Annotated in this window: 10 protein-coding genes; 2 read left to right on the top strand and 8 right to left on the bottom strand. The window is 47.1% G+C overall.

Annotation, left to right across the window (positions count from 1 at the left end):
- Positions 1-230: 230 nt before the first annotated feature.
- The 5 genes from JGK36_RS21970 to JGK36_RS21950 form a co-directional block, all read right to left on the bottom strand.
- Positions 231-1,067, bottom strand: coding sequence for a DUF1963 domain-containing protein (locus JGK36_RS21970; protein WP_293184818.1), 837 nt, complete (start codon positions 1,065-1,067; stop codon positions 231-233).
- 107 nt (positions 1,068-1,174) lie between these two features.
- Positions 1,175-1,705, bottom strand: coding sequence for a hypothetical protein (locus tag JGK36_RS21965; protein WP_293184820.1), 531 nt, complete (start codon positions 1,703-1,705; stop codon positions 1,175-1,177).
- A 17-nt stretch (positions 1,706-1,722) separates the two neighbouring features.
- Positions 1,723-5,037: a PAS domain-containing protein gene (locus JGK36_RS21960; protein ID WP_293198022.1), complete on the bottom strand. Its 3,315-nt coding sequence runs from the start codon at positions 5,035-5,037 to the stop codon at positions 1,723-1,725.
- A 327-nt stretch (positions 5,038-5,364) separates the two neighbouring features.
- The gene (locus tag JGK36_RS21955) at positions 5,365-6,495 is read right to left on the bottom strand and encodes an aldo/keto reductase (protein ID WP_293198021.1); all 1,131 of its coding nucleotides are present in this window, start codon (positions 6,493-6,495) and stop codon (positions 5,365-5,367) included.
- A gap of 5 nt (positions 6,496-6,500) precedes the next feature.
- Positions 6,501-7,010: a bifunctional nuclease family protein gene (locus JGK36_RS21950; RefSeq protein ID WP_293184826.1), complete on the bottom strand. Its 510-nt coding sequence runs from the start codon at positions 7,008-7,010 to the stop codon at positions 6,501-6,503.
- Between the two features lie 235 nt (positions 7,011-7,245).
- Here JGK36_RS21950 and ribE point away from each other — a divergent pair, with 235 nt between their 5' ends.
- Positions 7,246-7,962, top strand: a complete 717-nt coding sequence (ribE, locus tag JGK36_RS21945; RefSeq protein ID WP_293184828.1) for a riboflavin synthase — start codon at positions 7,246-7,248, stop codon at positions 7,960-7,962.
- Positions 7,963-8,243: 281 nt separating this feature from the next.
- Here ribE and JGK36_RS21940 read toward each other — a convergent pair whose 3' ends face one another.
- From JGK36_RS21940 to JGK36_RS21930, 3 genes are all read right to left on the bottom strand, one after another.
- A complete protein-coding gene (locus JGK36_RS21940; RefSeq protein ID WP_293184831.1) occupies positions 8,244-9,161 on the bottom strand; it encodes a glycosyltransferase in 918 nt (305 codons plus the stop codon).
- A gap of 15 nt (positions 9,162-9,176) precedes the next feature.
- Entirely contained in the window at positions 9,177-11,564 is a 2,388-nt protein-coding gene (locus JGK36_RS21935) for a hypothetical protein (protein WP_293198017.1), read from the bottom strand.
- Between the two features lie 293 nt (positions 11,565-11,857).
- Entirely contained in the window at positions 11,858-13,630 is a 1,773-nt protein-coding gene (locus JGK36_RS21930; RefSeq protein ID WP_293192721.1) for a M23 family metallopeptidase, read from the bottom strand.
- Between the two features lie 707 nt (positions 13,631-14,337).
- Here JGK36_RS21930 and pgeF point away from each other — a divergent pair.
- Complete coding sequence (gene pgeF / locus JGK36_RS21925; RefSeq protein ID WP_293184835.1) at positions 14,338-15,219, top strand: peptidoglycan editing factor PgeF; 882 nt, start codon at positions 14,338-14,340, stop codon at positions 15,217-15,219.
- The last annotated feature ends 22 nt before the right edge of the window (positions 15,220-15,241 follow it).

Raw genomic sequence — 15,241 nt, 5'->3', positions numbered from 1 at the left:
GTACGTAGTTGCGCTTCAGCGCTCTTTCATAGATCTAAAAAACAAGCAGTAAAAAGTTAAGTACGTGTTGAGGTACGTAGTTGCGCTTCAGCGCTCTTTTAATCTATGAAATAGTGGGGAGCATCGCAGTTTTGCATTTATAATGCTGTCCCCCAAAGAGCGCTGAAGCGCAACAACGTACCTTAGAACAATAAAAAAATAGCGCGAGTTGAAGAGTTAGTATTTTAATTTTAACAACAATCGTAAGTATAAATCACCTGAGAAAAATCTAATTTTTCTAAGTCCTCAGCACGAATCAAAAAGTTGCCTACTCCATCATCACCCCAACGAAATTCATCATCACTAATCATGTGTAAGAGTACAATTTTATGGTCTTTGTATTGCGGACTATACTCACGAGGGTCAGTTTGCGTAAAGTAGGCGTATCCCCCTATTTTATGGTGAATTTCGTATAAATTAGCATAATACCAATCAAATAATTTGTAATAATCTGCATTGATTACCTCAAAGAATTGTTTAACTTTTTGTGCTTCAAAAATGTTATTAATTTGATAGTCTTCTGGGCAAACCCACTCATTGTCAGGACTAAACTGTAAAGCCAAACATTCTTGCGGATTATTCACGTATTTATAGTTTAAAGGTGAAAATCCCTTAACTTCTTGATTCAACAAAAAAACAATATCTGTTTGACAATTATTTGTGTCAATTTCGGGAAAATACAATAGTTTAAAATCTTTTTGATTGTCCAAATTGTCTAAATCCATACCATACAAATCTGTGTCACCGATATAAAACTGCAAAATTCCTTTTTGGGGGAAAAGCGCTAAATATGGCACTTGGGCAAAGATTTCCTCAAAATTGAGTTGTGCCAAAAGGTGCATATATTTTCCCTCACTATCTGTGGGGAAATCGTAACCTTTCGGCAAGTAAGGCACTCCGCCAAATTTGCTTGACCAGAAATCAGTCGCCCTGCGTTCGTAAGTGATTTTAATAACAGGCTTTTCTGAACTTTCAATTTCTTGACGAAAAGGTTCTAATTCAGCAGGAAGCTCAAGGTTTGTTTTCATGTTTTTATACGACGTATTATAAACCGCATTTATTAGCTCAAATGCACGGTGCGTCACCTCTTGATTTATCGATTATCCCGAAAATCTCTCGCTGCTGGCGCACCCTACTAAAAAGCTTTGATTTTGCCTCGAAGACCCGGATTTGACAGAGATTCTAAATCTATTTTACAGCTTAGCCGATCGCCCTTGCACGCATAAACCGCCAAAGCAGTCCCCTGACGGTTGCAAACTCGCAGGTTGTAACCGTACTCGCTAGAAGCAGCGCCGAAGCGGTTGACAAACTGATAGCGTTCCATATAATCGAGCAAACTCCACAGTTGGCGGTTGACGATGATGATAACCCATGTGTTGCTGCGATCGACAAACCAGCGATCGAGCAATTTGCCGCCAAACTGTTTTTGAGCCAACCACAGACTCGGCGTGCTCTTTTCGGCTTGCGAAAGCGGCGGCGACGGGAAATTGGCAGCGTCTCCACTCGGGCAGACTGGTTGCTGGGAAAACGCCGCATATTGTCCCCACAGCAAGGCTGTGATGCACGTAGAACTCGCAATTAGGAACAAACATAAACTTTTTGTCAAAATGCTAGGTCTGCGCCGGAAAACTTGATTTTGGTGGCTGAATTTGTGGTGATTCATCATAATTTATTGCGACAAAATTATTGAAATTCCGATCGCCTAAACAACGAAGCAGGCAGAAAAGCCGTAAAAGTAGAACCACAATCTAACTCGCTGGTAACTTCAATATCACCGCCCATCATCTGACAAAAACGCTGGCTGATAGTCAATCCCAAACCTGTACCGCCGTACTTGCGAGTAGTTGAATTGTCCGCTTGGGTGAAAGGTTGGAACAGTCGCTCTTGCTGTTCTTGTGTCATGCCGATCCCCGTATCTGTCACTCGGAAAACTAAATATTCAGCATCCAAAATTAACATTTGAACAACTCGCGGTTGATATTTATTTTTTAATTCTTCACTGGTAATTCTTTCGACAGTAAGTACGATCGCCCCATTCTCAGAAAACTTAGCAGCATTGCTCAGCAAATTCAGGATTATCTGCCGCACTTTCATCAAATCGCCGTGCATGGCGCCGATATTCTCGGCACTCAATACTTGCAAGGTATTGCCGTTTTTCTCAATTAACGGTTTGATGGTTGTCGCCACCTCCTCGATCAGGCCGCCAACATCGAAGCTTTCGAGATAAATCTCCATCTTGTCAGCTTCAATTTTGGAAATGTCGAGAATGTCGTCAATCAGTTGCAGCAAGTGTTTCCCAGCAGTCCGAATTTTGTCTAAATCCGAAACTACCTCTAAGTTGCCCACCTCCTCGGCATCTTCCACCAGCAGATCGCTGTAGCCGATAATTGCGTTTAGGGGAGTCCGCAACTCGTGGCTCATGTTTGCCAGAAAAGCACTCTTGGCGCGGTTGGCGAGTTCGGCGGCTTCTTTTGCCAACTGCCACGCTTCCTCGGCGTCTTTGCGCTCTGTGATATCCCGCAGCGTGGCTACCACCGCTTCCACGCTACCGTCTGTCGCACACACCGGGCTGAGAATGTACTCGTAGTCGCGGGTTCCCCAGGCTGCGGTGGGGACGATTACTTCGCCTTTGGCGGGTTCGGCTGTGACAAATATGCGATCGCACTGTTGGTGAACCCGCTCCATAATGTTTGGAGGCCAGCCTAATTCCTGCCAGGTTTTGCGAATCATTTCTCTGGGGTTCATGCCGGCAGCTTGGGCGGCGGTGCGACTGACGTAAGTGTACCTTCCCGACTGATCCACTAGAAAAATTAGGTCGAGGGAAGCGCCGAGAATGCCGTCAACTGTTCTGGCGTGTCGGGCTACTTGAGCCGTCATTTGTCTGACGGTAATGGCGCCGCGGACTCGGGCGGCGAGTTCAAACTGCAAGAGTTGGTTGGCTTGTTTGAGGAATGCCGTGCGCTGTTCGACTTCTATTTCTAGTTCTACTTTGGCTTTTTCTAGGGTGAGTTCGGCTTTTTTGCGATCGCTCACATCTGTAGAAATTGTACCGACTGCATAAGCTGTGCCTTCGGAGTTGCAGAGGGGAAATTTGAGAGACAGATAAGTGTGCGGCCCGTCGTCTTGAGGGATGACTTCTTCAATGCTTAGGGGCGAACAGGTTTCAATCACTTTTAGGTCGTTTTCTCGCAAGACTGATGCTTTGTCTTGAGGAAAAATATCGCCGTCGGTTTTACCAGTTATTTGTTCTTTTGCCATATGGAACAAATTGTCAAAATGGCTGTTTGTAAGCAGGTATTTTCCGTCAGCATCTTTGATGTGAATCATTGCTGTGGAGTTGTCTAAAATCGCTTGCAGCAGTTCTTCGCTCTTCCGCAGGGCTGTTTGAACCTTTTGACGTTCGAGTATTTCTCGCTGCAATTCCAAGTTGAGGCGATTTAAGTCTTGCCAAGCTTCCTGGACTTGATTTAAGGCGATCGAGCTTTTTGCTGGTTCTGTATTTGTCGGCTGTGGGTGGTTTGAACCCCAGTTGGCGGCCAATTCTAGGGTTGGGACAGTTAGCGAGATTTCGGGATTTGTGATTTGCGCGCGATCGCCCGCACAATTTCCATACTCAAAATCCATCGCTAATTGACTGTCTAAATTAGGTTGTTTCAGGAATAAACCGGGGAGTTCGCCCAAATTTAAATTGTCAGATAAATTGTCAGATAAATTTTCCGATAAATTGTCAGAAGTGCGATCCTTTTCGTTGGCTTCGCTAACACACTTCCCCGATTGCGGGTGCGCTTCGGCGGTGGAGTTAGAGCGTAAATTCCCGTCTGCTGTTAATAAATCTGAGTTAGCTGGTTTGGCCAGGAGGCGGGTGACTCCTACTGCTAAGGCCAGGGGTGCGGCGGCAGCCACAGACAGTGCTAGCAGCCAATTATTGCCCCACCAGGATGCGAGATCAGTTTGTGGCATTCCCCGCACTAAAATTGCTGCGGGTTTTCCGGCTAAATTGTCCAGGGATTGAGCAGCTACTGTATAAGTTTTACTGCCTGTTCGCATTTCCTGAGCGACAGGCTTGCCGGCGGCTGCGAGTGCCGATTTCAGCAGCGATTTGTCTGCCAGCAAATCTGGCAACTTTTGATTTTTGGTAAATATTTGCGAACTTGCCAACACAAATTTGCCGTCAGTTGGGACGGAGTAGATAGCGCGATATCCGCCACTTTGTAAATTGATGGTTTCGCTGCTAGCAACTGCCGTCGTTTGGCTCAAAATTTTTTCTAACACTAAGACACCAATCACCGTCTTAGTTTTGGGATCGTTTACAGGAGTTGCTATGTAGCGGATGAGAACGCTACCGTCTCCCGCAGCGCGCGGCAAAGATACCAATTGTTTCTGAAGTTCCGATTTGGCAATAATTTTGCTGGCGGTTATTGGCTTTTTGGCAGCGAATACTCGATCGACTATTTTTTGCAGGTTAACACTTTTTTCCTTGATGTTGGGGTTGACGCTAACTACAATCTGCCCGTTTTTTCCCACTAAGACAGCACTGTCTATTTCCCCTGTTTTAACTTGGGTTTCCAAAATATCCTTGACAGATTGTCGCAAATTTGATATATTCTTGCCGCTGTTATAAGCTGAGGCTATTTGGGCGATCGTTTTGCTGTCAGAGGAGTTTTGCAAACTGAATGCAGCGCGATCGAGTTTAAGATTGTAGTTACTTTCACTAAGGCTCAGTTCAGATTTAGCTTGATTTTGCAGTTCGCTGCTTCCAACAGTTGATGTTAGCCAAAGTGCTGCTCCCGTTAATCCGACTGGCAAGATGATTTGTAAAGCCAGCAATCCAATTAATTGTTTTCTGGTGACAGACAAGTTGTAGGTGGCAGGTCTGAAAACTGCTTTCAATCTTCTTTCGGAAGTCGCAAAATTAGTAGGCTGCGAACAGTTTTGCTGGCTGTCGTTTAACTGAGTTTGAGCCATAGTAGTAGATGCTAAATCGTTTGTAGATGACACGGGATATTAATCTGGAAGTATCAAGTTGAGATTTGGAAGTTGAGATTTTAGAGAGAGTTCCGTTAATCACCCATCAGAAAAATGTTGGCTCTCGCTGGGTCGAAGAAAGTCATAAAATAACTGGGGTATTGTCATAGAAATAAAGTTTCTGGCTCTTCAACCAGATTTTGTTATTTAGTTTTTTTACCAGAAAGAATTGGTTTAAAGCTGGAACCCGCGGAGAAATTAAAAGAAGACGATTCATTACTCCAATCCTCTTCCTTCCAGGTAGACTTTGCTGTCAACTGTCAACTGTCAACTGTCAACTGTCAACTGTCACCTTGTGTTTCAATCCCACAACCGCCTGCCCGCTTTGCCATTCAGTCGCTGGTGAGTGTCTTTGAGCAAAGTTGGGATGTCCAACTCTTCGGGACACCTGGGCAAACATTCGCCGCAATCGGTGCAGCGGTTGCCTTTGCTTCCAGGAAACCAATGTCCGGCATTTTCAAACATAGCATAACGGTATTTGCCAAACTCAGTCATGTCGCACCCGACAGCGAGATTCCGCAGCCGCAATACTTCGGGAATGTTGATGTTTTCCGGGCAAGGCAAACAGGCGTAGCACTGGCTGCATTTGTCAGTTTTCAAACGATCGGCAATCACCGATTCAATCCTCACAAACGCAGCAATTTCGGCCTGGGTGAGGGGAAAGTCGCGATCGGCATATTTTAGAGGTTGCTCTAATTCTGTCGGATTTGCAGGCCCCACACTCAGAGTTCCAATTCTAGTATCGCTCAGTAAAAACCGATAGTTCAACTCCAAAGGCGAGAAAGGCGAGCACAATTGTGCGAGAGTTTCTGGGGGCGTGTAGAGTTGCCCTCCTTTGTCTGCCGGAGAAATGATGAAAACGCCCATATCTTTGTGCTTGGCGAGTTCAACTGCCGGGGCGTTGCGCTGAAAAAAATAGTAATAATGCAGATTGACAAATTCAAATAAATCTGTATTTATAGCAGCCAAAATCAGATCCAGAGGCCCGTGAGTCGAGAAACCGACGTGCCGAATTCGGCCATCAGCCAAGGCTTTGCGTACAGCTTCCATGCAGCCTGTGGGCGATCGCACCCAAGCCAAATGTTCCCAAGCATTCAAACCATGAATTGCCAGACAATCGATATAGTCTAGATTTAGACGTTTGAGAGACGAGTCGATGCAGCGTTCCGTGGCAGCAGCATCGTCCGTTGGGGGGATTTTCGTGGTGACGTGGAAGCGCGATCGATCGACAGACAAACCAGATGCGAGGGCCGCGCCTAGATATTCCTCGCTGCAACCGTAACCCGCCGCCGTTTCCAGGTGATTGATTCCCTGAGATACAGCTTGTTGTACAGTCTGAAAGGCAATTTCCTCAGAAGCCAAATAACGCATGGTTCCCAAGGAAAATACGGACAGGTGCAAGTTAGTTTTGCCAAACCGTCGATAGCGCATATCTGTTAGGAGGAAGTTTCGCTTTGGCCCAAGCCGCTTCTCTTGATCAAATCCTCCGGGCGGAGGTTTGAGATAAATTCGCGAAAGGCCCGGCGTTCGGCCTCATCAGCATCTCGATCGACCGGTATAGAAGCATCGGCGACGACTTCTTCCATCACCCAGATGGGGCTATTCGTCCGCAGAGCTATGGCGATCGCGTCGCTGGGACGGGCATCGATCTCTTTTTTCACTTCACCCTGACGGACAATCAGCACGGCATAGAACGTGTTATCTTGCAGCGAGTGAATCACTATCCGCTCCAAGGTAAGACTCCAGGCCTCTAGGAAATTGACCATCAAATCGTGAGTTAAAGGTCGAGGAGGCTTGTGGCCTTCCAGAGCACTAATAATAGCCTTTGCTTGCTCCTGACCGATATAAATAGGCAAAGCGCGACGCTCAGTAGCGTCTCTCAATAGGACAATAGGGCTGCGCGTGGCTGCATCTAAGGCAATTCCAGCGACTTTCATTTCAATCATTCGATCGGCCTCATAGAATTAAGAAACTGCAAGGCGGTGGAGAATTTGGACATAAAGATCACCTAAATCCAGTATGACTCGATCTTCGCCTGAATCTGCAACCGATCTGGGACTGTCGATTTTAGATTTTAGATTTTCCATTGACAATAGGGATAGAGGGGATGGCAAAAGCTCCTCCGTCTGGTTTGTGACTGTGGTTTGATTTAAATAAGCGATCGACTACCAAAAAATAACTATGTTTACAGGACTAATTCAATCTCTCGGAAAGCTGAAATCGCTAGGCAACGATTACTTCCAAATTTCCTGCACCTCAAGCAACTCCTATCAGATTTTACAAGATTTAGCCATTGGCGACAGCGTAGCAGTGGATGGAGTTTGTTTGACAGTGGTGGAAGTTCTGCCCCAAGGTTTTGTCGCCATCGCTTCCCCAGAAACCTTGCGCCGCACTAATTTGGGAGCATTCCCCGATGCTTGGGTGAACCTAGAAACCTCGCTGCGCGCCGGTAGCAAATTGGGCGGACATTTTGTGACGGGACACGTAGATGCGATCGGCACCTTAGCGACATCCACCCAAACCGCCAACGCTTGGGAGATGAGGTTTACAGCCCCACCAACAGCCAATTCGGGATGGCAGCGTCAAATTGCGCCATACATCGTTTCCAAGGGCAGCATCGCCGTCAACGGCATCAGCCTCACCGTAGCAGATTGCGATGCAGACGGAAATTGGTTTGAAGTTGCCGTAATTCCGCACAGTTTTTCCGAGACAAACCTCAGCTATTTGCAGCCGGGAAGTTTAGTCAATTTAGAAGCAGATATACTCGGCAAATATGTAGCCAAATTTCTCCGCAGCGGCGGCCGGGAAGCCCATCCCGAACCCTGGGAAGAAACCCCCGCCATGAACAGTTTGGGAACAATTACACCTGAATTCTTAGCAGAACACGGATTTATGTAATCTTCGGGTGTACGCGGAGTATTTAATCATAAAATACCCGGCGGTTGAAACCGCGTCTATAAAAACAAAACCTGCCTCCGCAGGTTGAAGAACGAGCGGCGAACATTATGTTATTCTCTTTAGTCTGCGGAGGCAGACTATCCTTCGGGAAGGCTAACGCCTACGTTTTTGTAGTTTGACCTCTTACTCGGATGACGGGCGCTTCGCCACATAAGCGCTTCGCGCTGGCTTCGCCTACGAGTAAGAGGTCAAAAGCGGTTTCAACCGCCGTCTGCATCTGCTCAAAACTGACGCCCCCTATCGACAAACTCTTTCTCAACAAAAACATTTTTCTCCCAAAACAACCCCGCCGCAATTCCCGCCTGAGAAACCAAAAACAAAGCAGCAATTAATAGCTTTTGAATACCCGATCCCTGGGAAAATGGATAAGTTAGCAAATTCAGATAAAATGACGGATGTTGCCGTTTCCCCTTAGCCCCACTTTTCGAGATAATTTCCCCAAACAAAAAAGCACCTCTACCGTAATTGAATTGCTGCCGCCAAAATTTCCGCAGAGTTAGTGCGTGGGAATGATAGACTGTAACTTCGGGAGCATAGACCGCGCGGCCTCCCAAATTGAGCCAGCGAAAGCAAAATTCCCTATCTTCTCCAGCCGCTAGCGAAAAAGTCGTGTCAAACCCGCCAATTTTCTGGAAAGCCTCAGCGGGAAGGGCAAAATTGTTAGAAGTGAAAAATTGCGCGCGATCGCCAATAGCATTGTAATAACTGTAAAGGTAATCGATCAGTTGCTGGCTGGCAGTAGAATAGATATTATCCGGCAGCGCGTTGACAGTTCGACCTCCGATCAAACAGTCTGGTGTTTCCACAAATCGCTTTTCTAGATTTTGCAGCCAATCTGCCGCCACAGTACAGTCATCGTCTGTAAACACTAAAAATTTACCCTCGGCTGCAAAAGCCCCAGTATTTCGCGCCGTTGCGGGGCCTGAGTTGGGTTGTGTCAAAAGTGTGAGATTTAACCCATTTTGAAAAGGGGATATTGTATTTTCTACAGATATTTCGGTGCTGTCGTTGACGACAATCACCTGAAACTTATCGCGCGGATATTCTAGTTCCACAAAAGACTGAAGACACTGCGCTAATTTCTCGGGGCGATTGTAAGTCGGAACTATAATTGAAAATAGAGTTTTAGTTGTGTTCATTCTAACTCATATATTTTAATATTTTAAGCGATACAGTACCGACTCAGTATTAAAATCTTTGCCGAAAACTGGTTGCAGCGGGCCCTCGGGACTTGTCAGCCAAGATAAAGCTAGTTTGGTGTATTCGTCCATCTCAGTCAGGGGCCCGAATCCTACCATCTTAATGTTATTTTTGTGGAGGTTGTCCATCCATGCCGGAAGTCGATCGGCTCTAAACGGCACATATAAAACTTGTCTGTCCAAATTTTTCCCGTAAAACAGGTAGCTGCGGTAACTTAAAAAGAAGCCGATTTTTTCATTGGGTACTGTATTTTTGTCAATATATTCGTAAATGCCGCGATACAGTTCGGCGCGAGCAACATCTCGCTTTTCCCTCGCCACCCAAGTAGCACTTACCATCAATGCTATGCAGACACAAATTATCATTATGTAACTTGATTTTTTCAAGCTAGCGAGTAGATTTTTCAAGCCAATTAAACTAGGATTGCGCTTAAATAGAATCCCAGCTAGTAGCAGTAATCCAACATAAATCAATGGGTATATTCCTAAATCTGGCCAACGGGGCGCTAATATTTTTATTACCAGATTGATGGCTTCGGCAAAATGAGATTTAAATCTGTCAATCAACCAACTTCCCCAAACAATACTCTTTCCGGTAAAAGAAGCATTTTTAATTAGGTCAAAAATTGTGTTGCTAATAATGCCGGAAATACTGCTAATTAAAACAACTGCTACAATTACTTGCTTGCGAGTTTTGAGCAGAGTTGCGGTTGCTGCTGCTGCGATCGCCAGTAAGCTTAAAAAGGGAAAGCCGTATCTGAGATTAAAACCGAGTAAAGGACTGAGTTGACCGATCGCCTCTCCGGCAGTCCCGGAGGTGTAAGGTGTAATGACGTACAGAATTCCGGTGCTGGCGAGAACTACGGTTAAAATGATATTGTTTTGATTGATTATTCTGGTTTTACCTTGGATCGCAGCCAGAGGTGCTGCTAATACCTGAAGTGCGATCGCCAGAAATGGCAGTTGCAATCTAATGAGGACTTGCAAGCCGAACATTTGCCAGTGGGAAATATTACTGGGATTAAATTGAGCGGCTAAAGTGCTTTGCCAAATCTTCAAAAGTGGCGAAGCTGAAGGCGCAGGTATGGTAGGTGTTGGCTGCTGTACGGGAGGTTTTGGTGACGCTACCGGAGGTTTTGGCCCAGGTACCGGAGGTTTTGGAGACGCTACCGGAGGTTTTGGGGATGCTACTGGAGGTTTTGGGGATGCTACTGGAGACGGTGGGGCAACAGGCTGTAAGGGAATGTTAATCTCGCGGGAATCACCAACAGGATAATTGATATGCAGCAAGTTTCTCGCATACCAAAAACCTCCTAAAAACAAGCAGCAAAGTATGCCGCACACCAAGACTGGTTTGATGTGGCGAATTCTAAAATTAGTTCGTGTAGAATTTTTATTAACGATGAATCTTTTAATTTCTAATATTGCTAATCCTCCTAAAAGTGAGGCTGCATAGACTAGGGCAGTGATTTTAATTCCGGCTATCATTCCTACAGATGCCAAAAATAGGGATAGCTCGGATTGCGATCGGCTGCTGTGATAGGATAAACCTAAATATAAAGCAACTGTAAATATCGCAGCTAGCGGTAAGTCTGGGTGAATGGTGTTAACTTGGTTGAGCATCATCGGTACTGTCAATACTAAAGATGCTGCTGCCATGCCATAAAATCTCGTTGCTCCAAATTTTATACTCAATAGATAGACTGCAATTCCTTCAAGTACCCAGGCAATTAGCATGGGAAAAGCTGTGAGAAAATCTTCTTTGAAGGGGAGTACGCACAAAGCAGACAAGACGTGCCAATTGTAGGGATATACTCGGGCTTGCTCGTGTTCAAAAATCCAATTTCCGGCGGCATCTAAGAATGTAAATGAGTGGGTTTGATACCATCTGGCAATTACAGGTAGGTGAAACCACAATGAGTCATAATTTGTTGTGGGTTTAGTTGCTAGGGTTTCCCACAACACAAATCCTGCAAATGCGGTGGCACCAATGATTAGGAGTTCGGATGGGATCAGAGGTTGCTTGAGTTGGGGAATCTGCCACTGCGAGAAGCTAAAAGATTTCTGGTTTTTGGCATAAATCAGAATTAAGCCGATCGCACAAATCAGCATTTCTGCTATAATGACCGCAGCAAGATTTAGGCGATCGGCACTTCCTAAAATCAAACCTATACAAATTTGTGCAAGACTCCATCCCGTCAAAAGTACGAGGAGAAAATGAGGAAATGAATAGTTACTGTTTTCCTTGTGATTCTCGAAGGCCAGAGACAAGCTTAGGGGAATCGGCCCGACTATAATAATCAGAAATAAAATTAATTCCCACAAATACTGCGCTATTAGCATAAGCTACTATTTACCAATTTTTATGGGAGGCTCTTGCTGATTGTTTGTAGTGAGGACTTTAGTCCTTCTATGGATGCGGACTAAAGTCCTCACTACGAACCTATTTGATTGTTTGTAGTGTGTACTTTGAGTGCTTATAAAACAATACGCTTGGGTTAAGGCTGATCCACCCTAACCCCCCTAAAAAAGGGGGGGGACAAGAACTCGATCAAAGTCCCCCTTCTTAAGGGGGATTTAGGGGGATCTCCGGGCAAGAAACAGTGTTAACTCAAGCGTATTGCCTGATAAAAAACCTATCTGCTAGCTTGCTTCTGAATTTTGGGTTTGGAGGCTTCTTTATCCTTGGATGCAGAAGTGTCAGTTTTTAACAATTCTGGGAATGGCGGCTGGAGGTTGTGAACTTCGATGTCCATTCCCAGCGGCAGAGGTGGAAGCTGGGGCAGATCGTTTTCCAAATCCTTGAGTGCACTAGCGCTTTGTGTTTCCACAAATTTTGGCATTTGGGGTATTTTGGCGGTTTCCAAAGTGCCGATCATTTTTGCTACAGCGAATTCTAGCTGAGCACCGGGGTCGATCGCCACCCAACCCTGAGCAGTCATTTGCCGAACCTCGAAGTGGAGGTGAGGCCCTGTAGACATTCCTGTACTGCCGACACGCCCGATCGTATCACCCTGTTTCACCCACTCTCCTGGTTTGACAAACAGTTCTGAAAGGTGTCCGTAGAGAGTTTCCTGAGACTGTTTGCTGTGGTTGAGAACCACCGTCAAACCGTAGCCGCCCAACCAATCGGCGATCGCCACTTGACCCGCATAAGCGGCCAGTACGGGCGTTCCCATCGGGGCTCCCAAGTCCGTTCCGGTGTGAAACCTACCGTAGCCCATAACCGGATGAGTCCGCCACCCAAAGGGTGAAGTAATTTCCGCAGCAATCGATAGCGGAAACAGCAGGCTGGTGTTGCCATTTCCAGGCCGGCCCAAGGGACGCGGCGTGAGATTGTAGTAAGCAAAACCTGTATTGCTGCCGCTGCTGACACTAATCGCGCCGACTTGCACTGGCCCTAGTCCCATGCTGGGTTCGGGTGGGCCAGCGGCGTAGGCTGCCGTGTTAATCGAGTATCCAGCATCTGCTGAGTATCCGGGGTTAGCTGGGTATCCGCTGTCTGCTGAGTAGCCCGGAGGTGTGTAAGCAGATTCCGACTGGTTGCCCTGTCCCCAAAGCTGGTTGCCTACTTGTTGAGCGGCCTGACCTACTTTACTGATAGGATTTCCGCTATTATTTCCGGCGACAGTTCCCCGAACATTGCCCGGAAGGTTCGGAACAGTCCCGGGGCTTTGTGGCAGATTTCGAGAAGGAGGGGTGGCAATATAAGGGCCAATTGTGCTGGGAGTTTGCGGGTTGTAGTTGGGCCCTCCGGCGATCGGCCTTTCTGGGCTGTAACTGGGAGGGGCTGCTTCTGCTGTCACGGGTTCGGGAACAGCGGCAGGCCCGCACAAACCGCCAACTCCTTGTCCTGCTGACACGGAACCTTCGCAGCCTGTCGATCTTTCTGCAAACTCGATCGTTGTAGGCGCTTCGTATTGGCTGGTAGCGCCAACACTGTAGTCTGTTTGGTCGGTGGCAGCGCGGGCTTCTGGGTTAACTGGTGCTTCAAAAGGAGGTTCCTGGGCCGTCGCTTCTGGCAAGGGAATCAGTGCGGGTTCCGGTAGATAATATTGGGCCGGAGGTTGTTCGGTGACGTAATCTGGCGATGGGGCCCGAACTTCTGCCTGGGGTTCGGGATCTGGTTCTCGCTGCACTTGGGCTTCGGGTTCCGGGGGCGCCAGAGGTGCTTCAAATAGTGGCTGAAGTTCTGCTGCGCCGGGGACGGCTTGTTCTGCTGGCGGAGTTTCAGTTTGGGCCCAAACTATGCCTTTGCTCAGCAGTCCCAGACTGGCAAGGCAACCTAGTCCCACCAGCATTGAGCGTTCGGACAAAAGGCGCGATCGAGTCCGGGCGCCTGTGGGGTGATTTTTTTGCTGTTTGGTGTTCAACTGGGCTGTTATTTGCTTGTCTGGAACTGGTTTCACGATTTTTTTTTCCCAACTCAACAGGGGGGCGCAAGAAGATTAGTCGATTTTAGATTTTAGATTTTAGATTTTAGATTTACTCGCAGCTTTGAATTCTGGGAGGAGGAATCTTAGTCTAAAGTTTTGGGCTGCTGGCGACAGGAGTCGGAAAGCAAGTATCTGTTTTTTGGCAGGGTCTGGATCGAAGTGTATGGCAATCCTTATCTTTATACAGACTTAACTGATTTTACCAGAAGTAATTGGTTGAAAGCCGGAACCCTGCTCGGGAGAAATGAAAATCAGACTATTCATTACTCCAATCCTCTTTCTTCTAGGTAGAGGTCGCTCTCAAACTGTCAACTGTCAACTGTCAACTGTCAACTATTGAACGGGCTTAAGGCAATTTTTTTTCGCGTCGAACAGCTCGAATGCTGTGTCGATTCGCGATCGATACCCTGGTTTTTCCGATCCCAATCATTGCACTGCCAACTAGCCTGTGACGGCCACATTGATAATAGCGCTTTGGCGTTCGTGTCTGTGAATTAAGCTCCCCCATCTCCCCATCTCCCCATCTCCCCATCTCCCCATCTCCCCATCTCCCCATCTCCCCATCTCCCCATCTCCCCATCTCCCCCAATTTTTGCCGATCGCCCATTTAAACTAAGTAGCAAAATTGTTAATTGTCTAAAATACAAAGGAAATGACTCACTTGGGGAAGGATAAGTTTCATGGCTTTAGCTGGCGATCGCTTGACAAATTTTCCTGACTCTGAACGTACCGGACAACCTGACGGTATTAGCTGGCAGTGGCAGCAGAGTGCCGAAGGCTTGCCCTATCTGACTTGCAGCTTGCTCGATCGATGGTCTCACGGCTTTTTTACTCGCGATTTCTCGCCGCGCGGCCCGATCGATCTCACGGAAGTTTTAGCACCAGGATCTCCCGTTTACCGTCTCCAACAGGTACACGGCAATGTCGTACTCAAAACCGATCTATTGCCCCCAGTTGTGGCTCTAGACCCGGAAACAGCTACCCCCACCTATGCCCAGGCCGATGGCTTGGTAGCATCGCGAGATTTTGAGGCGCTGTGGGTTTGCTCGGCTGACTGCGTACCGGCGCTAATTGCTGATAGCGGCACGGGACTCGCGGCCGCCGTTCACGCTGGTTGGCGCGGGACTGCTGCTAAGATATTACCAGAGGCGATCGCTCAACTTGTGGCACAAGGCAGTCAATTAGAAAATCTGAAGATTGCTCTCGGGCCGGCGATCGGTGGAGAGGTTTACCAGGTATCTGTGGAAGTGGCAGCCCAATTGGGAGCCACGATTACTCCTCAGAATGCAGTTGGTGCAACAGCCGACGGCATTCTGGAATTTTTACACCAACTACCCGAATCACCTGTGTTGACCGATCCAGAACCGGGAAAGGTACGGTTGGATGTTCGCCTCTGCAATGCTCTGCAATTGCAGCAGTTGGGAATTAATTCTTCTCAAGTGGCGATCGCTCCTTTCTGTACTTATTCTGACTCGGCTCGCTTTTTTTCCTACCGCCGCGATCGACTAAAAAAAATCCAGTGGTCGGGAATTGTCAGCACATCTAACACAAGTTCCTGCTAAAAGCATTCGGCACAAGGTAAAA

Source organism: Microcoleus sp. PH2017_35_SFW_U_B (assembly GCF_020737865.1).
Taxonomy (GTDB): Bacteria; Cyanobacteriota; Cyanobacteriia; order Cyanobacteriales; family Microcoleaceae; genus Microcoleus.
This window is presented reverse-complemented; position numbering and strand designations above follow the sequence as displayed.